Source organism: Thalassospira sp. A3_1, from assembly GCF_017744215.1.
GTDB classification, from domain to species: domain Bacteria; phylum Pseudomonadota; class Alphaproteobacteria; order Rhodospirillales; family Thalassospiraceae; genus Thalassospira; species Thalassospira lucentensis_A.
In genome coordinates, this window is sequence record NZ_JAGHQQ010000002.1 from 178,135 (window position 1) to 201,111 (window position 22,977).

The 22,977-nt window shown below is 55.2% G+C and carries 20 protein-coding genes; 5 read left to right on the forward strand and 15 right to left on the reverse strand.

Annotated features, from left to right (window positions below):
* Positions 1-5: 5 nt before the first annotated feature.
* The gene (locus tag J7395_RS07825) at positions 6-614 is read right to left on the reverse strand and encodes a nicotinate-nucleotide adenylyltransferase (RefSeq protein ID WP_062958771.1); all 609 of its coding nucleotides are present in this window, start codon (positions 612-614) and stop codon (positions 6-8) included.
* The gene (locus tag J7395_RS07830; RefSeq protein ID WP_209221119.1) at positions 611-1,897 is read right to left on the reverse strand and encodes a glutamate-5-semialdehyde dehydrogenase; all 1,287 of its coding nucleotides are present in this window, start codon (positions 1,895-1,897) and stop codon (positions 611-613) included. Before J7395_RS07830 ends, J7395_RS07825 begins: the two co-directional genes overlap by 4 nt.
* A 306-nt stretch (positions 1,898-2,203) precedes the next feature.
* Here J7395_RS07830 and J7395_RS07835 point away from each other — a divergent pair, with 306 nt between their 5' ends.
* Both J7395_RS07835 and J7395_RS07840 read left to right on the forward strand, forming a co-directional pair.
* Positions 2,204-4,057 (forward strand): ABC transporter ATP-binding protein/permease, encoded by a 1,854-nt coding sequence (locus tag J7395_RS07835; RefSeq protein WP_209221813.1) that lies wholly within the window; start codon positions 2,204-2,206, stop codon positions 4,055-4,057.
* A gap of 98 nt (positions 4,058-4,155) precedes the next feature.
* Entirely contained in the window at positions 4,156-5,250 is a 1,095-nt protein-coding gene (locus tag J7395_RS07840) for a YHYH protein (protein WP_209221120.1), read from the forward strand.
* Between the two features lie 6 nt (positions 5,251-5,256).
* On the opposite strand, the gene J7395_RS07845 is transcribed toward J7395_RS07840, so the two are convergent.
* Positions 5,257-6,213 carry an AEC family transporter gene (locus J7395_RS07845; protein WP_114111239.1) on the reverse strand — a complete coding sequence of 319 codons (957 nt, stop codon included), beginning with the start codon at positions 6,211-6,213 and terminating at the stop codon, positions 5,257-5,259.
* A 126-nt stretch (positions 6,214-6,339) separates the two neighbouring features.
* Here J7395_RS07845 and J7395_RS07850 point away from each other — a divergent pair, with 126 nt between their 5' ends.
* Positions 6,340-6,957, forward strand: a complete 618-nt coding sequence (locus J7395_RS07850; protein ID WP_209221121.1) for a DUF4269 domain-containing protein — start codon at positions 6,340-6,342, stop codon at positions 6,955-6,957.
* Here the strand turns inward: J7395_RS07850 and J7395_RS07855 are convergent.
* The 4 genes from J7395_RS07855 to nadB form a co-directional block, all read right to left on the reverse strand.
* The gene (locus tag J7395_RS07855) at positions 6,947-8,029 is read right to left on the reverse strand and encodes a sensor domain-containing diguanylate cyclase (RefSeq protein WP_114111241.1); all 1,083 of its coding nucleotides are present in this window, start codon (positions 8,027-8,029) and stop codon (positions 6,947-6,949) included. The genes J7395_RS07850 and J7395_RS07855 overlap by 11 nt on opposite strands.
* A gap of 42 nt (positions 8,030-8,071) precedes the next feature.
* Positions 8,072-9,157, reverse strand: coding sequence for a sensor domain-containing diguanylate cyclase (locus tag J7395_RS07860; protein WP_209221122.1), 1,086 nt, complete (start codon positions 9,155-9,157; stop codon positions 8,072-8,074).
* Positions 9,158-9,231: 74 nt separating this feature from the next.
* Positions 9,232-9,672: an MOSC domain-containing protein gene (locus tag J7395_RS07865; protein ID WP_209221123.1), complete on the reverse strand. Its 441-nt coding sequence runs from the start codon at positions 9,670-9,672 to the stop codon at positions 9,232-9,234.
* A gap of 14 nt (positions 9,673-9,686) precedes the next feature.
* A complete protein-coding gene (gene nadB / locus J7395_RS07870) occupies positions 9,687-11,333 on the reverse strand; it encodes an L-aspartate oxidase (protein ID WP_181850029.1) in 1,647 nt (548 codons plus the stop codon).
* Between the two features lie 228 nt (positions 11,334-11,561).
* Here nadB and J7395_RS07875 point away from each other — a divergent pair, with 228 nt between their 5' ends.
* Positions 11,562-11,981 (forward strand): GFA family protein, encoded by a 420-nt coding sequence (locus J7395_RS07875; RefSeq protein ID WP_114111243.1) that lies wholly within the window; start codon positions 11,562-11,564, stop codon positions 11,979-11,981.
* 20 nt (positions 11,982-12,001) lie between these two features.
* On the opposite strand, the gene J7395_RS07880 is transcribed toward J7395_RS07875, so the two are convergent.
* The 8 genes from J7395_RS07880 to J7395_RS07915 all read right to left on the reverse strand — a co-directional run bounded on the left by J7395_RS07880 (position 12,002) and on the right by J7395_RS07915 (position 21,345).
* Entirely contained in the window at positions 12,002-12,988 is a 987-nt protein-coding gene (locus J7395_RS07880; protein WP_209221124.1) for an SAM-dependent methyltransferase, read from the reverse strand.
* An 88-nt stretch (positions 12,989-13,076) separates the two neighbouring features.
* Complete coding sequence (locus tag J7395_RS07885; protein ID WP_209221125.1) at positions 13,077-14,378, reverse strand: esterase-like activity of phytase family protein; 1,302 nt, start codon at positions 14,376-14,378, stop codon at positions 13,077-13,079.
* Positions 14,379-14,560: 182 nt separating this feature from the next.
* The gene (locus tag J7395_RS07890) at positions 14,561-15,163 is read right to left on the reverse strand and encodes a flavin reductase family protein (protein ID WP_209221126.1); all 603 of its coding nucleotides are present in this window, start codon (positions 15,161-15,163) and stop codon (positions 14,561-14,563) included.
* A gap of 10 nt (positions 15,164-15,173) precedes the next feature.
* Complete coding sequence (locus tag J7395_RS07895; RefSeq protein WP_209221127.1) at positions 15,174-16,478, reverse strand: amidohydrolase family protein; 1,305 nt, start codon at positions 16,476-16,478, stop codon at positions 15,174-15,176.
* Positions 16,479-16,543: 65 nt separating this feature from the next.
* Positions 16,544-17,485: an ABC transporter permease gene (locus J7395_RS07900; protein WP_209221128.1), complete on the reverse strand. Its 942-nt coding sequence runs from the start codon at positions 17,483-17,485 to the stop codon at positions 16,544-16,546.
* Positions 17,486-17,496: 11 nt separating this feature from the next.
* Complete coding sequence (locus J7395_RS07905; RefSeq protein ID WP_209221129.1) at positions 17,497-18,567, reverse strand: ABC transporter permease; 1,071 nt, start codon at positions 18,565-18,567, stop codon at positions 17,497-17,499.
* Positions 18,564-20,213: an ABC transporter ATP-binding protein gene (locus tag J7395_RS07910; RefSeq protein WP_209221130.1), complete on the reverse strand. Its 1,650-nt coding sequence runs from the start codon at positions 20,211-20,213 to the stop codon at positions 18,564-18,566. Before J7395_RS07910 ends, J7395_RS07905 begins: the two co-directional genes overlap by 4 nt.
* Before the next feature lie 124 nt (positions 20,214-20,337).
* A complete protein-coding gene (locus tag J7395_RS07915; protein ID WP_209221131.1) occupies positions 20,338-21,345 on the reverse strand; it encodes a BMP family protein in 1,008 nt (335 codons plus the stop codon).
* Between the two features lie 463 nt (positions 21,346-21,808).
* Here J7395_RS07915 and J7395_RS07920 point away from each other — a divergent pair, with 463 nt between their 5' ends.
* Positions 21,809-22,909 carry a site-specific DNA-methyltransferase gene (locus J7395_RS07920; protein ID WP_209221132.1) on the forward strand — a complete coding sequence of 367 codons (1,101 nt, stop codon included), beginning with the start codon at positions 21,809-21,811 and terminating at the stop codon, positions 22,907-22,909.
* The last annotated feature ends 68 nt before the right edge of the window (positions 22,910-22,977 follow it).

A 22,977-nucleotide genomic window follows, 5' to 3' on the forward strand; every position in this document is an offset into this window, starting at 1 on the left:
GCCGGTCAAACCTGCCATCTGCCTTCGGCGCGGATTGCGGTCGAAGAGGCCGGATGGCGCTTTATTGGCAGGTAAACCCAGGCCGGAACATCGAGATCGGCCAGCAAACCCGCCCTGTCCGATGGGATGCGCCAGCGTTCCATACGCTTGGCCGCCGTCCCGGACAATGCCTTGTTAGAATACCCCTCACGGTCAAGGACCGCAATGGGAGCGCGCAAAATCAACCTGTCCCACCATTTCCATTTATGAAACTGGGCCAGATTGTCCGCCCCCATCAGCCATACGAACCGCGTTCGGGTAAAACGACGCTGCAAGGCTGCGAGAGTGTCGGCCGTATAGCGGGTTCCAAGTTCTGATTCAATTGCAGAAACAACAATGCGGGGATGCTTTGCCATCATCAATGCCGAATCGAACCGGTCGGCAAGGTCTGCCATGCCCTGCGTCGGCTTTAGCGGGTTTTGCGGTGACACCAGCCACCAGACCGCATCAAGACGCAGGCTTTTCAACGCTTCAAGCGATATATGCAAGTGCCCTTCATGTGCCGGATTAAAGGACCCGCCCAGCAATCCGACGCGGGGCGGGGCACTATGGCTTCTGGGCGTAGAAAAGCTCATGGGCGGGTCTGGCCGGTGCCGCGCACGATGTATTTATAGCTGGTCAGCTGTTCGACTCCGACCGGACCGCGTGCATGCAGCTTGCCCGTCGAAATGCCGATTTCCGCCCCCATGCCAAATTCGCCGCCATCGGCAAACTGGGTCGATGCGTTGACGATCACGATGCCGGAATCAACACCGTTCAGGAAAGTCGCGGTCGCATCGGCATCCTCGGCCAGAATCGCATCGGTATGGTGCGATCCATATGTGTTGATATGGCTGACTGCCTCATTGACTCCGTTGATGACCTTGATCGACACAATCGCATCAAGATATTCGGTGACCCAATCCTCGTCCGTTGCAGGCAGGATGCGCGCATCCACCTTCTGCGCGAGGGCATCGCCGCGCAATTCGCAACCCTTGTCGGCAAGGGCGGTGGCAATTTTCGGCAACAGATTATCGGCAACCGCCTGATCGATCAGGATGGTTTCGGTCGCGCCGCAAATGCCGGTCCGACGCATTTTGGCATTCACCACGATATCAACGACTTTGGTGACATCCGCACTGGCATGGATATAGGTATGGCAAAGCCCTTCCAGATGCTTGAACAACGGAATGCGGCTTTCATCGGTTATCCGAGAAATTAGCGATTTGCCACCGCGCGGGACGATGACATCAATATAATCGGACAGTTTCAGCATCTCGCCAACCGCGACGCGATCCGTAACCGGGATCATCTGAAGCGCATGTTCAGGCAAACCGGCATCGAGAATACCGGCAAGCATGCAATCGAATATCGCACGTGATGAATGGAAGCTTTCCGAACCGCCGCGCAGGATCGCGGCATTGCCCGATTTAATGCACATGGCACCGGCATCGGCGGTCACATTCGGGCGGCTTTCATAAATGATACCGATCACGCCAAGCGGTACCGATACGCGTGCGATATCAAGCCCGTTGCGCTCCGGGCTCCAGCGGGCCAGTTCGCGGCCAACCGGGTCGGCAAGGTCCGCAACCGCCTCGACACCGGCTGCCATGCTTTCGATGCGCGTGGGATCAAGCGCGAGGCGGTCCAGCAGTGCGGGCGTCAGACCCTTGGCGCGACCTGCTTCCATGTCGCGTGCATTGGCGGCCAGAATGACATCGGCATTTTCGCGCAATTTGCGTGCGGCCGATTTAAGGGCATCGGTTTTTGGTTCGGACGGGACCTGTGCCAGTTTCAGCGAAGCTTCACGGGCATTGATGCCCATGTCGCGCATTAATGCCGCGATGTTCTGGTTTTCGATGCTGGCAAGTGCCGTCATGGTCCTGGTTCCGTTCCTTGAAGATGTCCCGCGGGCCGGAATTGCCGGGGCGGGCTTATCGCAATTTTATCGACAATTTGACAAAATATCCCTCTGACCGCGCAACTGCAATCGTCTAGCGTCGATAAATCAATGTTTTGCGAACTATCCCGTAGACGGCAAGACACGCTTTCTTGTCCGGCTTGCTTGCCAAATCATTGATTACGGGCCATCTGTTGTTTTGGGAAAGCGGGACGTCAATCAGAAAGTCGGGGCTGTGTCGGACACGCCACATCATGCCCACCAGGGGATAAGAACGTGAAAAATATGGGTGATAACCAGCCATCAGCCCGCGCTGAATTTGGTGTTGTTAAAACTTTTCTGCCGTATCTGTGGCCGCGTGGCGAGTTCGAGCTCAAGACCCGTGTGGTGATCGCCCTGCTGTTTCTGGTCGGGGCGAAGATCGCCAACGTTTATGTCCCGGTTCTGTATAAATACGCGGTTGATGCCCTTGGCGGCGGCAAAGCCGGTGCCAGCTCCGCAGGGGGGGACACGACATCCCTGATCATTGTGCCAGTGGGGATGATCGTCGCTTACGGACTTGTGCGTGTTTTATCCTCGGCCTTCGGGGAATTGCGCGATGCTGTTTTTGCCAAGGTCGCGCAACGCGCCATTCGGACATCCGCCCTTGGTGTTTTTGAACATCTGCATGCCCTGTCGCTGCGGTTCCATCTGGATCGCCAGATGGGCGGGCTTTCGCGCGCGATTGAACGCGGGGTCAAGGGGATCGAATTCCTTTTATCCTTCATGCTGTTCAACATCCTGCCGACCCTGCTTGAAATCTTCATGGTCTCGGGCATTCTTTGGGTGCTGTATGATTTCTGGTTCGCGCTGATCACGTTTGTCACCATCGTGATCTATATCGCCTTTACCCTGATCGTCACCGAATGGCGAATGAAGTTCCGCCGCGAAATGAACCAGCGCGATGACGAGGCCAACACCAAGGCCATCGACAGTCTGATCAACTATGAAACGGTCAAGTATTTCAATAACGAGGATCACGAATCCCGTCGTTATGACAATGCCCTGCGCGGCTATGAAACGGCGGCGGTGAAGTCACAGGAATCCCTGTCCAAACTCAATATCGGGCAGGGTGCGATCATTGCAGTCGGTCTGGTTCTGAACATGCTTCTGGCGGCAAGTGGCGTTAAAAACGGCAATATGACCGTTGGTGACTTTGTGCTGGTGAATACCTATCTTTTGCAGCTTTATATGCCGCTGAACTTCCTTGGTTTTGTCTATCGCCAGATCAAGCAGTCGCTGACTGACATGGAACGCATGTTTTCGTTACTCGACGTTGAAAAAGAAGTCGAAGACAAGATTGGCGCACCGGTATTGGCGTGCGGCGAGGCGGCAATCCGGTTCGAGGATGTCAAATTCGCCTATAATCCTGACCGCCAGATACTGAAAGGTGTCAGTTTCGAGGTTCCGGCGGGCAAAACCGTTGCTGTCGTCGGGCCAAGCGGGGCGGGAAAATCGACCCTGACCCGTCTGATGTTCCGTTTCTATGATGTATCATCGGGCCGGATCACGATTGACGGGCAGGATATCCGCGATGTGTCGCAGACATCCCTGCGTCGCTCGATTGGTATCGTCCCGCAGGATACGGTCCTGTTTAACGATACGATCGCCTATAACATCGCCTATGGCCGACCCGGAGCGGAGGAGGCCGAAATCACCAATGCTGCCAAACTTGCCAGTATCGATGGTTTTATCGCCGGTTTGCCGCAGGGCTTTAAAACCATGGTCGGTGAACGCGGGCTTAAACTTTCCGGCGGAGAAAAACAGCGTGTGTCGATTGCGCGTATGTTGCTGAAACGTCCGAAAGTCATGATCTTTGACGAGGCAACATCGGCCCTTGATACCCGTACCGAAAAAGACATCCAGCAGGCACTTCGCGATGTGTCGCGCGGGCATACGACGCTGGTGATTGCGCACCGGCTTTCGACCGTGATCGATGCCGATGAAATCATCGTGTTGCGTGACGGGCAGGTCGCGGAACGTGGTCGCCATCAGGACCTTTTGGAACAGGACGGCCTTTATGCCGAAATGTGGGCCCAGCAGCAGGAAATCCGGGAGGCCGAAGAAATCCTTGCCCATGCCGGGGAGGCGACCACTTAGGACGTTTTTTTAGTGGAATCCTCCCGTTTCAATCCCCACTATAAAATCGGATGGCATTGGGTGCCGTTCGGTCGGGGGAAGAAACCGGGGGAACAGTAATGACACTAAAAGGCCGACATGATCATCAAGGTCATGATCACCATCATCCTCATCCTCATCCTCATCACGATCATGAGGTGGATGAAGGCGTTTATCGCGGTAATCACGCACCCGAAATTGACCGGATGCGTCGCAATATGCTGGTCGGGCTTGGCATGTTGCCGCTCGCGGCTATGGTACTTAACCCGGTGCGGCAGGCCTGGGCGATCAGCAATGAGGTCAATATCCGCGAAGACGGGCAATATCGTTACATCCGCTCCAACGCGATCCCGGATCACGCGACCGGCAGCTTCCCCAATCGTCACAATCCTAACAGCATCAAGGCACAGTCGCTTGAATTTCGTCTGCCGGTCAATCCGCAAAGAACCGGGCGCTTCATACCCAACACCCACGGTCTGTTCGGGATTGCGGTCAATGGGGTGCCGTTTGACCCTTTCACCGCTGAATACTGGCAGCGTGATCGACAATCCGGATGGCGGTACGAGGCGATATCGCCCACGCTTGATCTTGGTCTTGATGAAAACAACGCCCATGTGCAGCCCGATGGCACGTATCACTATCACGGCATGCCAAAGGGTTTGATCAAAAGCTGGTCACCGGAACAGCATTCAATCCGCATCGGTTTCGCCGCAGATGGTTTCCCGATCTATGCCCTGTTTGGCTATCACGATCCTGAGAGACCTGATGCCGGGGTTAAGGCGCTGAGTAGTTCGTGGCGCGTGAAAAAAGGTGTGCGTCCGGGCGGGCCGGGTGGCAGTTATGATGGCACCTTTGGCGAAGATTATGAATTTGTCACGGGCCTTGGTGACCTTGACGAAGCCAATGGCCGTGAAACCGTTACCCCGGAATACCCCGGCGGTACCTATGCCTATTTCGTGACAGAAAGTTTCCCCTTCATTCCGCGCTTTCTTGCGGGCCAATCCGATCCAAGCTTTGCCCGGGGGCCGGGTGGTCTTGGACCGGGCGGTGGACCAGGTGGCGGACCGGGCGGCCAACGACCCGGCGGTGGTTTTGGCGGGCCAAAAGGCTTTCCGGGGGATCGTCCTCCTCCGCCGCCATTCGGCCGTAACGGTGGTCGCGGGCCGGGTGGTTAAGCCCACTTAGGGCATGGGCCCGAAGACCTGCGTGATATCAAGAAGCCAAAGTGCCGTTGAAATGGTGATGAAGGATAGCAATGTTGCAACCATAAGCGATGCGGCACACAATCCTTCATGGCCATAACGTTGCCCAAAGATGGCGTAGATGCTCAGCATCGGAGAACAGGCGAAACTGACTGCCGCAATCTGTAAAACCGGTTCCATTGGCGGCAGTATCCAGACCAGAGTGAATACGGCAACCGGATGCAGGACCAGCTTGCCGAAGACAATGCGGGCCATGTCAATCCGCATGCCTTTCAGCTTCAACCCGACCAATCCCGCACCGATGACAAACAGGGCCACCGGGCCGGATGCCATGGCCAGCATATCGATTGCCTTCAGGGCCGGACCGGGCAAGTTGATTCCTGTAAGGGCAAGACAAAGCCCAATAAAAATCGCAATGATGATTGGTGTCTTGCACAGGCTTTTTATCGCATTTCCAAGAACGTGAAGGCGTCCGTGGCCGTTGTTATTGGCACTGTCACCAAGAACAAGAACAAGCGGCATCATTACCAGTGTTTCGATCATTACACATAGTGCAAGCGCGATTGCTGCCGGTGGCCCAAGCACCTGTACTGCCACCGGATAACCGATAAAGCCGCTATTGGAAAAAGACATGCCAAGACCCTGTAGGGTCGCATTGGCAAAGGATTTCCGCGCAATAAAGCGTGTATAGGCGATGCCCAGCGTCAACATGATCAGCGACCCGCCGCCATAAGCGATCAGAAATTCGCCGTGAATGATTTCGGCCGGTTCGCGCCCCGATAGCGTCTTGATCAGAAGGGCAGGCAGGGCAAAATTCATCACGAACGCGCCCATGCCGCGCGCCACATCCTGCGATATGATATTTTGCCGGACCGCGAAATAGCCCAAGGCGATGATCAGAAAGATGGGGCTGGTGATGGCCAGAACGTCAAGCATATGATGGCATGTCCCGAAATCGGCGTGGGTATCTGATCAACAGATCGCGCATGCGCCAAAAATATTTGATTTCATTACATATCCCGTGCAATGGCAGACGGGTCAAGAAATGGAATGGATTTATCAATGAACCAAGCGGTAATGGATTGGTCCGAAAGCCTCATGCCCGATGCCTTTCGCGGTCTTGATGTTTTGCGATCCGTTTCCGCGCGTGGTCAAAAGGCCGCCGGTCTGCTTTTACAGCATGGCATCTGGAATGAACTTGCCGGGTTTGATCCCATTGTCGCCGGAACTTTTCCGATAAATCTTGATATCGTCGGATCAGATGTCGATATTTTGTGCTATTGCCCGGATGCTGACGGTTTCGAAGCCCGGGTGCAGACGTCGTTTGGTTATCTTGATGGTTTTGGGTTGCATCACCGTCCAGCGAGGCAGCATGCTGGTTCGGCCATTGTCGTGCGGTTTGTTCTGGATGACCTTCCGGTCGAAATTTTTGCCACAGGCAAGCCATCGCAAAGCCAGTTCGGCTTTCGCCATATGCTGGTCGAGGCGCGCGTGATCGCTCTTCTGGGCGAACGCTTTGCATCAGATATCCGGCAATTGAAACGGGGCGGAGTTAAAACCGAGCCTGCCTTTGCCCGCCTGCTGAAGCTTGGCGGGGACCCCTATATCGCCCTTGATGGATTATACGAACTAGGGCCTGATGCCCTTCGTGATCGGGTTATGGCCGCGATCAATCCTTAAGATCGTCGAGACTGCCAAATGTATCAAGCGCACGATAACGCACGGTATCACGTCCGCTTTCCTTGGCCTCATAAAGGGCTTCGTCGGCAATTCTAAGGATGTCGTGAGGCTCGTACTGTCCCGTTGATTCATTGGATATCCAGGTCGCCCCGACACTGACCGTGATCGGAACGGGATTGCCGTTCATATCGCTGACCCGGCATTGATCACGCACCGTATCGCACAGCTTGTAACCCAGATACATGGTCTGTTCGAGGCGAAGCCCGGGCAGGATACAGACAAATTCCTCGCCACCGAACCGGCCGACAATGTCATGATCGCGCAGGCTGGATGACATGATCGCGGCAATCCCTTGTATCACCTTGTCACCGATCAGATGGCCATAGCTGTCATTGACCTTTTTGAAATGGTCGATATCGAGCATGAAGATACCCGCCGAACCCCCTTTTATCCGCGAACTCGACATTTCGCGCGCCAGCAATTCCTCAAGCCCGCGGCGGTTCCACACCCCGGTCAGGCTGTCGATCATCACATCGCGATGGGCGGCATCAAGGTCGGCCAGAAGCTGTTTCTGGCTGCGTTCGGTATAGCGCAGCGCCAGAACGGTTTCGACCCAGTGGGCGAGATCCTTCAGGGTTTCGATTTCGCTATCTGAGAAATTGCGTGTTTTTGAATCGATAATGCAAAGTGTACCAAGCTTGAAACCTTCCGCGTTCGAAAGCGGAACACCGACATAAGACCGGATATGAGGGGCACCCGCCACTAGCGGATTGTCGCTGAAACGCTCGTCATTGATTGCATTGCCAACGACAAGCGGCGCGTCATGCATGATGGCATGACCGCAGAACGAAATATCGCGCGATGTTTCGGACGCGCTCAGATTGACCCGGGATTTGAAAAACTGCCGATCGCCATCAAGCAGCGAAATTGCTGTAAACTCGGTCTTGAAAATGCGTTCGGCCAAGCGCGTGATCCGGTCAAGCTCCGGGTCGCGAGGTGTCGACAGAATACCCATGCTTTCAAGCGATTTCTGCCGTTCGCTTTCGTTTTCCGGTATCGGTGCAACTTTCAAGCTGAATCTCCTGTGACGACATTGATCTATTTTAGGTAGAATCTAGTGTCGTTCAAGTAGTCCTTTGGTGCGGTCTTTCAGCGGTTCAGCATTGAAGACAACCCTGTCACGGCCGCTGTATTTTGCGCTATAAAGTGCCTCGTCCGCCGTTTCAAAAACGGCCTTTCGGTTGATCGGGCCCATAACGGGCGAAAGCCACGTCGCCCCGATGGAGATTGTTAGATCAAGTGTTTTACCTTCGCTCGTTTCAATCGGGGTATTGCGTAGGATATCGCATAGTTTCTGGGCGATTTTCGGTGTCATGTCACGCGTCATGCCGGGAATGACACAGACAAATTCCTCGCCGCCGACACGGGCAATGATGTCGTTTTCCCGCAGATGATTTTTGAGCATTCCCGCAATGCTGATGATCACCTCATCGCCGATCAGATGCCCGTGAGTATCATTGACCGCTTTGAAGTGATCGATATCGCACAACAGAACGCCACAGGGTTCGGGGACCGGTGCGCCATCCGGAGCCAGCTCGCGATCAAGGATTTCGTCAAGTCCGCGCCGGTTCCACAGCCCGGTCATCGGGTCCATCATGCTTTGGCGCACCGCATCATCAAGGTTCTGCAAAAGGCGTTTCTGGCTGAATTGTGCGAACCGTAGCAGCAAAACCATCTCGACCAGATAGGCAAGGTCCTTGAGGTTATCGATATCGCGTTCGCTCATCTCGCGCGGTTTGTTGTCAAAGATGCAAAGCGTTCCGATCGGATAACCCTCGTGATGATGCACAGGCATTCCGGCGTAAAAAATGATCGGTTCGTTACACGCCACCAACGGATTGTCGCGAAATCGCTGGTCGGCACGCGCATCGTTGATCACCATTGGTCCGGTTCGGGTGATTGCATGTCCGCAGAACGAAATATCACGGCTGCTTTCGAGTTTTTCGAAATTTGCCCGTGATTTGAAAATCTGCCGGTCATGGTCCAGAACCGTCACCGTGGCCGATTTGACGTCAAAGATACGCTTGGCAAGCGACGTGATACGATCCAGTTCCGGTTCTGCATCAAAGGTTGCGATGCGCATTCGCGTAATGACGGCCTGACGTTCGGCTTCGTTATGCGGTATTGGAGCAAGTTCCATTCTTTCCCCCGACCATGCTTCTGCCTTTTAAGTGGGAAGCCGACAGGGGATTTCCAGATGGAACGCAGTACCGGTCAGACAGAAACAACCGCGTCCCCAACGCGGATTGCACCGGGTTCGATGGTGCGGCACGTAACACCACCCCGCCAATCGGGGGAAAGCGCCTTTTCAAGGCCTGCGGCGGCTTCTTCCATCCGGTTACAGGGATCGGTTTCGCCGGTGACTTCAAGGACCAGATCACCGATCCGGATACGTGCCCCACGCGTTCGTGGCAGTTTTATCCCCCGCACCAGCAAATTGGCCCTGCGCGTGGTCCATGGCAAGTCCGCGCGGTTAATCTCGGCACAGGCCGCCAGCCAGTCTTCTTCGGCCAGAACCGTGATCTGGCGTTTGCGAAGCCTGCCGCGATAATCGCCATCAACACCGAGATCAAGACTGACATTAACCCTGTCCAGTGTTTCCATCGGTGCACGGGACCGGGTCTTGCGGGCGATACCTATCAGGGTGGCGGTCATGGCTGTTTCTCCGATCAGGTTTTCCATTGGCCAGATACGACCCAGCGGCCGGCAAAGTTTTCGGGCACCAGAATGGTCTGGCGCGGGGTGGCGCTGTCATCGCGTTCCGGGTAATCGGTGGTGTAATGCAGACCGCGGCTTTCATGGCGCCACAATGCCGACTGGATGATCAGCTTGGCAACCACCGACAGGTTGCGCAATTCAAGCAAGTCATTGGTGACACGGAAATTGCCGTAATACTCGTCGATTTCTGATAACAGCAGATCAATGCGATGCTGCGCACGTTGCAGACGCTTGGTGGTGCGCACAATGCCAACAAAGTCCCACATCACGTTACGCAACTGTTCCCAGTTATGGGCAACGATGACTTCCTCGTCGGAATCGGTAATTCCGGTTTCGTCCCAGTCCGGCAGGTCATTGAAGCGGTCATCAACCGGAAGGGCTTCGACAATGTCGCGTGCCGCCGCCTCGCCAAATACCAGACATTCCAGAAGCGAGTTCGACGCCAGCCGGTTCGCACCATGAAGGCCCGTTCCCGCACATTCGCCAATCGCATAAAGCCCGGTCAGATCGGTGCGCCCGCGAAGGTCTGTCAAAACCCCGCCGCAGGTATAATGCGCTGCCGGAACAACCGGGATCGGCTGTTTGGTCATGTCGATGCCATATGTCAGGCAGGTTTCATGGATGGTGGGGAAATGCTCGCGGATGAAATCCTCGCCCTTGTGCGTGATATCAAGGTAAACGCAATCCGCACCCAGCCGCTTCATTTCATGGTCAATCGCGCGCGCGACAATATCACGCGGGGCCAGTTCGCCGCGTTCGTCAAACCGGTCCATGAAACGCGTACCATCGGCCAGCAGCAATTTGCCACCTTCGCCCCTAACGGCCTCGGTAATCAGGAATGATTTGGCCTGCGGATGATACAGGCAGGTTGGGTGAAACTGGCTGAATTCCATATTCATCACCCGGCAACCAGCACGCCATGCCATGGCAATGCCATCGCCTGTTGATCCGTCGGGGTTGGACGTAAACCGGTAAACCTTGCTCGCCCCCCCGGTGGCAAGCACCACGGTGCGCGCATTGAACGACCGGACCTTGCCGGTTGTCAGATCAAGCGCATATGCACCGATGCATCGGCGGCCTTCGCCGCCAAGCTTGCGGTCTGTCACCAGATCAATCGCAAGGTAATTCTCAAAAATCTTGATGTTCGGGTGTTTGACCGCCTCGCCCTGCAGGGTGGTTTGCACCGCGCGCCCGGTGGCGTCGGCGGCATGAACGATGCGGCGATGGCTGTGCCCGCCTTCCCGTGTCAGGTGAAAGGGCTGGTCATTGCCGCCTTCCGGATCACGGGTCAACTGAATGCCAAGTTCATCAAGCCATTTGATGGCATTGGGGGCATTGCGCGCTACAAATTCGACGGTATCGCGTTTGCACAGTCCGGCACCGGCAATCAGGGTATCTTCGACATGGCTTTCGATGCTGTCGGCGGCATCAAGAACGGCGGCAATCCCGCCCTGCGCCCAGTTGGTTGAACCATCGTCAATCTTGCCCTTCGATAGAACGGCTACCTTTACATGCGGGGCGAGTTTCAGTGCGGTGGATAAACCGGCAGCACCGCTGCCGATGACAAGCACATCATAATGGAAGGACAGATCGGTCATGATATCCCATCGCTTGTGAGGCAAGGCGGCGGATGGCATCTGGCGCGGTGGCGTCATCATCCGGGGCCCGAACAGAAGCGGCAGAATAGGACTGCTTGTGACGAAGCTCAAACATTATCGTCGCAATTTTGCCAGCAATTACATTGATATTGTAACATGTCATGCTTGCATGACATGCATCATCGCCCAGATACTGGGAAACGGAATTTGATCAGAAGGGGAAGGTAGATGAACGCATCGATACCATCCGGGAAAGTTCATGCTGGCGGCTGCCATTGCGGCGAAGTCCGTTATGAAGTGCACGGCAAATTGCATGATACCAAGATGTGTCACTGCAAACTGTGCCGCAAACTGCATGGCCATGTCAGTTCATATGCCCGGGTGGAAAAGGATGCCCTGCATCTGATCCGCGAAGAAGGATTGCGCTGGTATCGCCTTTCCGATCAAAGTGACCGGGGCTTTTGCAAGGAATGCGGATCATCCCTGTTCTGGCGACCGGTCCGTTCGCAGGAAGTTGCGATTACACCCGGAACGCTTGATGGTGCTTCGGGCATATCGACATCTGCCCAGATGTTTTGCAAGGACAAGGGCGACTATTACCCGATTGATCCGGCGATCCCCGCCTATGACGGGGATGACGAAGCCTGATTGGACGAGTTGATGCGCAGTCAGTCCTGATCGGTCACGCCGGGGACCTTCATCCAGGTCAGTTCGTGCTTGTTGTTGTAAAGATGCACGACCTTTGATCCGGGAATGTCGGCAAACTGGGTAATTGCAGAATAATCAGTGTTGCCCTGCAGCTTGATGGTGCAGATGAAATTGGTTGCCATCCCGGCATCCATCCACTGATTGACCAGCTGGAACAACCGGTCCGGATAACAGATCACATCCGAACAGAGCCAGTCGATATAACCGATTTCGTCAGGATTGAGACCGAACGCGCTTTCCTGCCGGAAATCGACACGCGGTAATTTGGCGATCTTGGGATCAAGACGCGCCTTGTCGATGCTAATCACATCGGTGCCAAATTCATGCAAAACCCATGTCCAGCCGCCGGGGCTACCGCCCAGATCCATGGTACGATCACCGGCTTGCGGTGTTACCCCAAGCCGCGTAAAGGCTTCCCACAGTTTCAGATAGGCGCGGTTGGGCGGGGTGGTCTTGTCTTCTTCAAACTCGACCTCGCCGTTTTTCCATGGGCTGGAACAATCCATCGACGCGATGATCGTATCGGGATCGGTCAATGTCCATGAACCCAGTGGCGCGGTCGGGGCCGGTTCCCCAAAAACCTGCCGTTTGGCCGATACATGCGGCAGGTTGGCCTCGATCAGTTTCGCACGCGAAAAATGATCGAACTTGAACATGGCCCAGTTGCGCTGATTGAATTTCAGGATCTTGGCCGCACCCTTGATCGACGGGATTGCCATACGCACCGGGTTGCGCCAGACATTCTGTGCCCAGAAAACCCGGCGTTCAGGGCCGGGTGCAAACATCAGCCGGTCGTGGCTTTCGATCACGTCGCCAAGTTCGGCGCGCAACTGATCTTCAAAGCCGACAGGGGCGAGATAGCCGGTCGCACCCATCGGTTCGATGACCGCATCGATACCGTCGGGGATGTCAAAAGTCCGGGTGGTGTGTGTCTGATCGTTTTTCATGGGCCGCTTTTACGCTGATTTCGCCCAATAAAAAAGCGGGAAAGCCGCATAACAGCTTTCCCGCTTCGTCAGGTGCCGGGATTACCGATCAGAACTTGTCGGCCTGAACCAGACCGTCGATCAGAAGTACCTTGGTGGCATCACCCTTGATGCCGAAATCGTTGTCATTGATCAGGGCGAGCGCACCGTCACCCATAACCGCAAGACCTTCGATCTTGGTCGGGGCCATCGGATAATCGGCACTGTCAAAACGAAGGGTTTTAAAAACTGCCTTCAGGTCAAGCTTTGACAGGTCGTTTTCCTGTTCAAGCGACGGGCTGGTCGACATGTCGTCCCAGCGCGATGCCAGAATGTTCGATGCACCATCAAGTTTGACTTCATGCAGTTTGGTGGTGCCATCGGTCCGTTCCAGAACCAGCAGGCGGTCATCGCCAAGGCCAAGGACCTCGGAAATGCGCGGAGCATTCTGTTTATCGGACGGATCGTTGCGGAAGGTCTGCGGATCATCAAGCTGATAGATATATTCGCCTGCAAGCTCGCCCTTTACGCGGTCATAGACAAACAGACGGGTATTCTTGGCGGTTTTGTAAGCATCGGCATTCGGGTTCGCCAGCGGGTTCTGCACCATGAAATACAGTTTGCTCTCATCGGGTGACACTGCCATCGATTCAATGCCGCGGTTGGTCTGGCGGGTGACAAGGATCGCCGGAAGGCCTCCGCTAACCTTATAGGCAGCACCTTCGAAGTCCTTTTCCGAGCCGGCCGGAACAATACGTTCATTAACCGTGCCATCAGCAGCGACATGCAGGATCGACGGGCCATTTTCTTCACCGATCCAGTACGAACCATCCGACAGGCGAATGATACCTTCGGCATCGATCGACGAAACCGACTGTGCCAGTTCCTTGCCATTGGCATCGACCGGCTTTTCGGTTTTGGCAACTGACAGTTTGTTGGTCAAACCGGTCAGCGGCACACCATTCTGGTCTTTCAGCGCAATGACATCCTTGACGTCAAAGCTGCCGTCATCATTCAGGAAGATGGTGTAGATCGACGGCGAATAATCCGGGGTCGGATAGACGCGAACCTTGCGGCCCTGGCAAACGACATCTTCGGAAACGCCAAGCACGTCCTGCACGTCATCGCAAACAAAGTTCGGACCGCGATCCGATACCGCATAAAACATATTGGCCGGATCACCCGGACGGCGATAGGCACCCGAACCGAAACCGACGGTCAGGTCGCGTGCCTTGCCACCATCTACCATGACGGTCGACAGATTGTTAATTGCACTTTTGGTTTCGAAAACCTTGACGTCACCCGCCATTGCCGTTGTCGCAAGAAGCATGGCCGCAATACCGGCAAAACCGGCTGCAATCGTCCGTTTCATGGTGTGATCCCCCACATCGTGTAATGCATACGAAGAAACGCCCGAACCCGGTTATGCATCGGTTCAGGCGCAAGTGATGGAGTTCACATTAGAATTTTACTGTGACAGTTTGTTTGCGGTTGTGCGTCGTTTCCGTGAAACAACAGAAAGTCGTAATTTATCGTCGTGAACCGGCGGGGCAGTTACCAGAAATCCTCGCGCCGGACGGTAAAGGTTTCCGCAACACTGGCATATTCGTGATAGCCCAGTCGTGCCAGTGGCTCGAACAGGGTGACATCGACCATGCCGTCACGAATGATTGCATCATCGATATGCAAACCGACCACTGTACCGATCACCATCGCGTTTTTGCTTTGCGGGGTGGGGCCAGGCAGATTGACAATCTGGAATACCTTGCATTCCATATGGATCGGCACCCCCTTGATCCGATGGGCGGCGACCGTTTGACCCGGTTCCTTTTCAAGACCGGCATAATCAAATTCGTCCTGTTCGGGCGGAAGCGGTGCCGAACAGAAATTGATTTCGCGCAGCATCGCACGCGGGGCGACGGCGGCAATAAACTCGCCAGTTTCACGGGCATTGTTCAGACTGTCAATTGATCCGCCGGATGCAAACATGACCATTGGCGGATTACCACAGACCGCATTGAAAAATGAATAGGGGGCCAGATTGGCGTGCCCCTGTTTATCGACCGTCGAAATCCAGCCAATCGGACGTGGCGCGACACAGGCCTTGAAAGGATCATGCGGCAGGTTATGGGGTGTTTTTCCGGGTTCGTAAAACATGATGTTTCCGCTATTCCTGTTGATCGCCCGAACGGGGGGCATAATCATCGCCGCGCAGTGTTTCTGGCCGTTCCGAAAGATGCAGGCGGGTTTGCTGCAACGGGGTTTCGGCGATGATGTTGCCACGCCGGATGACATAAAGCCGGTTGGCGCGCAGCCGGATGGCTTCGATCGTATCGCGGGCCTGCAACACGACGAAATCGGCATTGTTGCCAACCGCAATCCCGTATCCTTCAAGCCCCATGATTTTTGCCGGTTCGGTTGTTACCGCGTCAAAACACGCCCGGATATCATCACGTGATGTCATCTGCGCCACATGAAGCCCCATCGATGCGACTTCAAGCATATCGCCCGATCCCATCGAATACCACGGGTCCATCACGCAATCATGGCCGAATGCCACGGTAAGACCCGCCTTGCGCAATTCGGGTACGCGGGTCATGCCGCGACGTTTTGGATATGTATCGTGGCGTCCCTGAAGGGTGATGTTGATCAGCGGATTGGCAATCGCGCTGACCTCAGCCTCGGTCATCAGGGCGATCAGTTTCGATACATAATAATTATCCATCGAATGCATCGATGTCAGATGCGAACCGGCGACCCGCCCCTGAAGGCCAAGGCGCTGCGTTTCATAGGCCAGCATTTCGATATGACGGGACAGCGGGTCGTCGGTTTCATCGCAATGCATATCAACCCGAAGGTCCCGGTTGGCCGCCATTTCGCAAAGTTCGGTGATGCTTTGCGCGCCGTCCGCCATGGTGCGCTCGAAATGCGGAATGCCGCCAACAACATCGACACCTTTATCAAGTGCGCGAATGACATTCTGCTTGGCCGTCGGGCTGCGCAGATAACCGTCCTGTGGAAACGCCACCAGTTGCAGATCGATATAGGGGGCGACCTGTTTTTTGACATCCAGCAACGCATCGACCGCAAGCAGACGGTCATCACAGACATCGACATGGCTTCGAATGGCAAGCAGGCCCTTGGACACTGCCAGATCGCAATAACGAAGCGCACGTTCGATCACTGCCTCTATCGTTAAAAGCGGCTTAAGCTCGCCCCAAAGTGCGATGCCTTCCAGCAGCGTACCTGACTCATTCATCCTTGGCAGGCCCAGCGACAGGGTCGCATCCATATGGAAATGGCTATCGACGAAGGGCGGGCTGACTAGCATTCCGTCGCAATCGATTTCCTCGGCCGCCAGGATCGGCAATTGCGGCCCGATTTCGATGATCTTGCCATCCTTGCATGCGATATCAATGCCGGTACGACCATCGGGCAGATTGGCATTTTTCAGGATCAGATCGGCTTGCATGACGGCATCCTTCGAAAGTGGGGCGTGTAAATCATCAGACTCTTGGGTAAAGGCAGCGATGCAAGTCAACGCTGTCCCTTAAACCATGGCACCAGCAATGCCTTGGGATAGTCGGCCTTGCGCGCGACAATGATCAGGGCGGCAATCGATAACAGATAAGGCATCATCAGGAAAACCTGCGATGGCAGGAACGCACCGACCTCGGTTTGCAGGCGGACCTGAAATGCATCAAACGCGCCAAACAGTAACGCCCCCAGCAACGCCTTGCCGGGTCGCCAGCTTGCAAACACCGTCAGGGCAATACAAACCCAGCCACGGCCATTGATCATGCCAAAGAAAAATGCATCAAACGCCGACATGGTCAGAAACGCACCGCCCATAGCCATCAGGCTTGATCCGGCAACCACGGCCCCGATGCGTAGTGCATAAACCGATAACCCTTGCGCCTCTACCGAGGACGGATTATCGCCAACCGCCCGGATCGCAAGGCCAAGCGGGGTGCGATACAAAACCCAGCCGGTGACAAACACCATGACAAGCGCCAGCATCGTAAGGGCTGTTTGAGAAAAGAGTGCTGGGCCGATAAACGGCAAATCCGACAGGATTGGAATATCAAGCGGCTGGAACGGGATAATCCGCGGCGGGGACGACACATCGGGTAATGCCGTGCGATAGGTGAAATACGACAGACTGGTCGCCAGCAACGTGACCCCGATCCCCGAAACATGTTGCGACAGGCCAAGCGGCACGGTCAGGATCGCGTGGATCAGGCCGAAAAAGCCCCCGGCCAGGGCGGCGACCAGAACGCCACCCCATAATCCGGCACCCAGCCAGACAGCCATCCATCCTGCCATCGCCCCGGCGGTGAAAATGCCTTCGATGCCAAGGTTAAGAACTCCGGCGCGTTCACAAATCAGCGCGCCCAGCACCCCGAAAATCAGCGGTGTTGCAATACGAAGGGCTGCGGCCCAGAAATTTGCGGTCAAAAGGATATCGATGATTTCCATGGTCTTTCCCCTTAACCCGCCGATTTCTGGCGTTCGAAATGGACCTTGAACCGGGTCAGAAACCCGCCGATCAAAACGCACAGCAACGCCATCGCAACAATCAGATCGGCCAGATAGCTTGAAACGCCAATCGCGCGGCTCATGGAATCTGCACCGACAAAAACCGACGCCACAAACAAAGCAGAAATGATCACGCCAATCGGTGACAGCCGGGCCAGCATGGCAACGACGATCCCGGCATAGCCATAACCCGGCGACAGATCGGTCGCGAGGTAGCCACGGGTTCCCGCCACTTCCGATACACCGGCAAGTCCGGCCAAACCACCAGACAGCATCGCGACCAGCACCATGGTTTTGGTCACCGAAATGCCGGAAAACCTGGCTGCGGCGGCATTTTCACCAACAGCGCGGATTTCAAATCCCCAGACGGTGCGCTTGACGAAAATCGCCAAAGCCACGGCACATATCAGCGCGACCAGAAGCCCCATATGCACCCGCATCCGATCAATCAGCGGCGGTAGGACGGCGCTATCAATCACCGGTTCGGACTGGGGCCACCCCATCGACATCGGGTCTTTCAGCGCACCTTCCAGCATCATCTGCACAAACAGAATGACGATGAAGTTCAGAAGCAAGGTGGTCACGACCTCGTCCACCCCCAGCCGCGTTTTCAAAAGCGTCGGCCCGATCAGCATCACCGCCCCAGCAGCAGCCCCGGCAATCAGCACCACCGGGATCATGATATAGCTTGGCCCGTCAATGACGCCTGATCCGATGGCAACGGCGGCCATGGCCCCCATGTAAAGCTGCCCCTCGGCCCCGATATTCCAAAGCTTGGCCCGAAATGCGATGGCAGCGGCCAAGCCGGTCAGGATCAGCGGTGTCGCACGTGTCAGCATTTCCGAAATTGAAAACATCGATCCGAACGCGCCGCTAATCATCAGGCCATACGCCTTGATGATTGGTGCCCCGGCCAGCGCAAGGGGGATCGCCGCCAGAAGAATGGCGATAATTGCCGCCATGACGGGGACGCCATAAACCATGATTGCGGATGGATTGGTGCGGGGTTCAAACCGGATCACGCCGGGTCTCCTGATCTTGGGGCATTTTCATCGGTTTTTTCGCGGGGCTTTGTGCTGGACTCAAAATTATCGGGCCCGAAATCGGTATCGCCTTTTTTCTGTCCGGCCATCATCAGGCCAAGCTCGGACCGGTCGATATCATGTGCCGCAATTGCTGCCGATACATGACCGGCATGAATCACCGCAATCTGATCGGACAGGGTCAGAAGTTCATCGAGATCCTCGGATATCAGAACCACCGCCGCCCCGCTTTCGCGTGCCTCAAGAAGCCGCCTGTGGACTTCGGATTGCGCACCAACGTCAAGTCCGCGTGATGGCTGGTTGGCGAGGATCAGTTTTGGTGATTTTTCCAGTACTCGAGCAAGGATAAGTTTTTGAATATTCCCGCCAGATAATAGGCGTGCAGGGGCATCCGGGCCCGGGCAGCGCACATCATAATCTAAAATTGCATGTTCGGCCCGTTTGCGGATTGCCTCGAAGTCAAGAAAGCCAAATTTCTGGTAATCGCGGGACCGGACATCTTCAATGGCGATGTTTTCCGCCACCGTCATCGATCCGACCATGCCGTCATGATGGCGGTCTTCGGGAATGCGAGCGATGCCATTCTGGGCGAACTGATGGGCATCGAATTTCGTGACTTTTTCACCAAAAATCTCGACTGAACCAACATCGGGACGATCCAGTCCGGCAATCAATTGTGCCAACGCCGCCTGCCCGTTACCCGATACCCCGGCAATGCCAAGAATTTCGCCTTCACGCGCCATAAGGTTCACCCCATGAAGGGAACGTCTGGCATCGCCACGATCAATCGTAACATCCCGAAGTCCTATGACCGGTTTGCCCGGTGCGCGTTCGCTGCGTCGGCTGACCGGAACATCGCGGCCAACCATCAATTCGGCAATTGATCGCCGGTCGGCCTGATCGGTTGCCATTTCGCCAACCTTTTTGCCGCCGCGCAGAACCGCGATGCGATGGGAAACGGCCAGAACCTCGGCCAGTTTATGGGCAATGATAATGACCGAAAGCCCGGTCGCGGCAAGCTGGCGAAGGGTTGCAAAAAGGCTGTCTGCCTCCTGCGGCGTCAGAACCGCGGTCGGTTCGTCAAGCACCAGCAAACGGGCATCGCGATAAAGGGCTTTAAGGATTTCAACGCGCTGCTTTTCGCCGACGGTCAGTTTATGAACCGGCTGATCAAGATCGACGTTAAGACCCGATCCCGCCATCAGCTTCGTCAGTTTGGCCCGTGCACCGGTGCGGTCGCGGTGCAGGCGGAAAATCGGTTCCGTACCAAGGACAATATTATCAAGGCCGCTTAGATTTTCGGCCAGCGTGAAATGCTGATGAACCATGCCGATGCCGGCATCAAGGGCCGCCTGCGGTGCACCGGGTTCAAGCGGGGCAAGGATGCCATCCGCACCCGCGACCATCACGGTTCCCCCGTCGGCGACATAATGGCCAAACAGGATGTTCATCAGGGTGGTTTTGCCCGCACCGTTTTCGCCAAGCAGGGCAACGATTTCGCCCTTGTGCACATCAAGGTCGATGGCGTGATTGGCGATCAGGGGGCCAAATTTCTTGGTGATTGCAGCCAGTTGCAGCAGCAATTGCGGGGACGTTTCCAAAGATGGGTTGGCAGCAGATGACATCCGGCTGATCCGTTAATTTTTATGTGTCACGCCTTGGCCGTATTGCGATAGCGGCGGGGGTGTTCCCCGAAAACGAAAGGCAGTCCGATGTTTAAACCGGACTGCCCGCAAAGTGGAAGAAATCTTACATGGAAGATTTCGGTTCTTCGTCATTTACGTTGACGGTAAAGCTGCCATCAAGAATTTCAGCCTGCTTGGCTTCAACTTCGGCAACGGTTCCATTGGGCAGAAGGGCGGCATCCAGAACGACGGTGCCGCCACCCGGTGCCATATAGCTGAACTTGCCGTAATCTTCGGCCTTGAATTCTCCCGCTTTGACGGCGGCAATAGCGTGATCAACGGTCGGTTCCATATGCCAGAGTGCCGAACCCAGAATGGTGCCCGGATAATCGGCTGCGGTATCAATCACGTTGCCAACCGCAAGAACACCGCGTTCCTTGGCAGCATCCGAAACGCCAAAGCGTTCGGCATACATGACGTCGGCACCCTTATCGATCATCGCAAACGCGGCTTCTTTTGCCTTGGGCGGGTCATACCAGCTATTGATGAAGGTCACGGTGAATTCGACATCCGGATTGACCGATTTGGCACCTTCCATAAAGGCATTCATCAGGCGGTTGACTTCCGGAATGGCAAAGCCCCCGACCATGCCGATCTTGTTCGATTTGGTCGCCTTGCCAGCCGCCATGCCGACCAGATAGCTTGGTTCATGGATGTAGTTGTCAAAGACCGAGAAATTGTCGCCTTCGGGGCCGAAGCTCGAACCCATCAGAAACGCGGTTTCGGGATAATCGGCGGCAACCTTCCGAGCCGCGCGTTCAACACCGAAAACTTCGCCCAGAATAAGGGCGGAGCCATTTTCGGCATATTCACGCATCACGCGCTCATAGTCGGTATTGGCGACGTTTTCGGAAAATTCATAGGTGATGTCGCCACGTTCCTGGGCCGCATTCAGCGCCTTGTGGATACGTGAAACCCATTGCTGTTCGACCGGAACGGTGTAGATCGCCGAAACCTTGATCGGGTCGGCGGCCATTGCCGGTGCGCCAAGGCCAAAAGATACCACCGCGGCTACTGCGGCCATGGCCGACAGCATTGCGCGACGGGAAAGATGGAAAGTACCAGACTTCATGATGTCCCCCTGCAGGTTATTGCCAATCTTGGAAATTCTACTTTTCTGCGTATTTGATATGCAGATTGTATACATGATCAGAAGAAGGGCAAATACAGAGTTGTCCAAATGGTCAAATTGCCGTTTTCGGCTAAATTGCTGTAATCAAATTCACATCAGGATGTATTGAATTACGTGGATTTACGGATGCGTGAATTCAGAACCAGCGAATGCGCATGGCATGTCGGCCCACATCAATCCGGTCAGACCAGAATAAAACATGGAGTCCGACGATAATATCCGGGGTTTTGGGCTGTTGATGTCGGGGACGAAAATCTTCCTGTTTTTGAGCCGAACCGGTTAAGATTGTCTAAACGGCTGAAATTACTTTGAAACTGTCGCGACTCCTTGGAAATTTTCGGAGTCTATTAACTTTTTGCGGTGATGCTTTCCTCAAGAAATATGGGGGAACCTGGAACGCATCATGACAAAGAAGACATCCTTACCGCTTGATCAGGTTATGGTCGGGGACTGCATCGAACTGATGAACAGCCTGCCGGAAAAGTCGGTCGATCTGATTTTTGCCGATCCGCCCTATAACCTGCAGCTGGGTGGTGATCTGCTGCGCCCTAATAATTCCAAGGTCGACGCAGTTGACGATCACTGGGACCAGTTTGACAGTTTCCGTCACTATGACGATTTCACCCGTGACTGGCTGACCGCCGCGCGCCGTATCCTTAAGGATACCGGTGCGATCTGGGTGATCGGTTCGTATCACAACATTTATCGTGTCGGCACGGTGATGCAGGATATCGGTTACTGGATCCTGAACGACATCGTGTGGCGCAAAACCAACCCGATGCCGAATTTCCGTGGCAAACGTTTCTGCAACGCGCATGAAACCCTGCTGTGGTGTTCGAAAAACGCCGAGCAAAAGGCGATCACTTTCAATTATGAAGCGATGAAGCAGCTTAACGAAGGATTGCAGATGCGATCCGACTGGCTGCTGCCGATCTGTTCCGGGTCCGAGCGCCTGAAGAATGAAAAGGGTAAAAAGGTCCATCCGACCCAGAAACCCGAAGCATTGTTGCAGCGCGTTCTTCTGGCAACGACCCGTCAGGGCGACGTTGTGCTTGATCCATTCTTTGGTACCGGCACCACCGGTGCGGCAGCGCGCCGCCTTGGCCGTCATTTTATCGGTCTTGAACGCGAAGAAGATTACGCAAAGGCCGCCAAGGAACGCATTGCCAAGGTTCAGATGCTTGATGGCGAGAGCCTCGAGATGACGGAGTCGAAGCGGTCGCTTCCGCGTATTCCGTTTGGTGCGGTCATCGAACGCGGTCTTCTGGCGCCGGGCGACAAGATTTATGACAACCGCGGCAATGTTGCAGCGCTTGTTCGTGCCGATGGCTCAATCAGTCACAAGGACAATGCCGGTTCGATCCATCAGATCGGGGCCCATGTTCAGGGCGCACAGGCTTGCAATGGTTGGACTTACTGGCACTACAAGTGTGATGGGCGTCTGGTTGTGATCGACAATCTGCGCAGTCAGCTTCGCAAGGAAATGGGACAGGTTTCCGCCTGATTTTTTGCGGCGCAGCACGCGTAAAATGATCTGATTTGGAAGGCCGGACGGTTGTGAAACCGTCCGGC

Coding starts and splice junctions, on each gene's coding strand:
- J7395_RS07825 (WP_062958771.1), bottom strand. CDS start 614: ATGAGCTTTTCTACGCCCAGAAGCCATAGTGCCCCGCCCCGCGTCGGA.
- J7395_RS07830 (WP_209221119.1), bottom strand. CDS start 1,897: ATGACGGCACTTGCCAGCATCGAAAACCAGAACATCGCGGCATTAATG.
- J7395_RS07835 (WP_209221813.1), top strand. CDS start 2,204: ATGGGTGATAACCAGCCATCAGCCCGCGCTGAATTTGGTGTTGTTAAA.
- J7395_RS07840 (WP_209221120.1), top strand. CDS start 4,156: ATGACACTAAAAGGCCGACATGATCATCAAGGTCATGATCACCATCAT.
- J7395_RS07845 (WP_114111239.1), bottom strand. CDS start 6,213: ATGCTTGACGTTCTGGCCATCACCAGCCCCATCTTTCTGATCATCGCC.
- J7395_RS07850 (WP_209221121.1), top strand. CDS start 6,340: ATGAACCAAGCGGTAATGGATTGGTCCGAAAGCCTCATGCCCGATGCC.
- J7395_RS07860 (WP_209221122.1), bottom strand. CDS start 9,157: ATGGAACTTGCTCCAATACCGCATAACGAAGCCGAACGTCAGGCCGTC.
- J7395_RS07865 (WP_209221123.1), bottom strand. CDS start 9,672: ATGACCGCCACCCTGATAGGTATCGCCCGCAAGACCCGGTCCCGTGCA.
- nadB (WP_181850029.1), bottom strand. CDS start 11,333: ATGACCGATCTGTCCTTCCATTATGATGTGCTTGTCATCGGCAGCGGT.
- J7395_RS07875 (WP_114111243.1), top strand. CDS start 11,562: ATGAACGCATCGATACCATCCGGGAAAGTTCATGCTGGCGGCTGCCAT.
- J7395_RS07880 (WP_209221124.1), bottom strand. CDS start 12,988: ATGAAAAACGATCAGACACACACCACCCGGACTTTTGACATCCCCGAC.
- J7395_RS07885 (WP_209221125.1), bottom strand. CDS start 14,378: ATGAAACGGACGATTGCAGCCGGTTTTGCCGGTATTGCGGCCATGCTT.
- J7395_RS07890 (WP_209221126.1), bottom strand. CDS start 15,163: ATGTTTTACGAACCCGGAAAAACACCCCATAACCTGCCGCATGATCCT.
- J7395_RS07895 (WP_209221127.1), bottom strand. CDS start 16,478: ATGCAAGCCGATCTGATCCTGAAAAATGCCAATCTGCCCGATGGTCGT.
- J7395_RS07900 (WP_209221128.1), bottom strand. CDS start 17,485: ATGGAAATCATCGATATCCTTTTGACCGCAAATTTCTGGGCCGCAGCC.
- J7395_RS07910 (WP_209221130.1), bottom strand. CDS start 20,213: ATGTCATCTGCTGCCAACCCATCTTTGGAAACGTCCCCGCAATTGCTG.
- J7395_RS07915 (WP_209221131.1), bottom strand. CDS start 21,345: ATGAAGTCTGGTACTTTCCATCTTTCCCGTCGCGCAATGCTGTCGGCC.
- J7395_RS07920 (WP_209221132.1), top strand. CDS start 21,809: ATGACAAAGAAGACATCCTTACCGCTTGATCAGGTTATGGTCGGGGAC.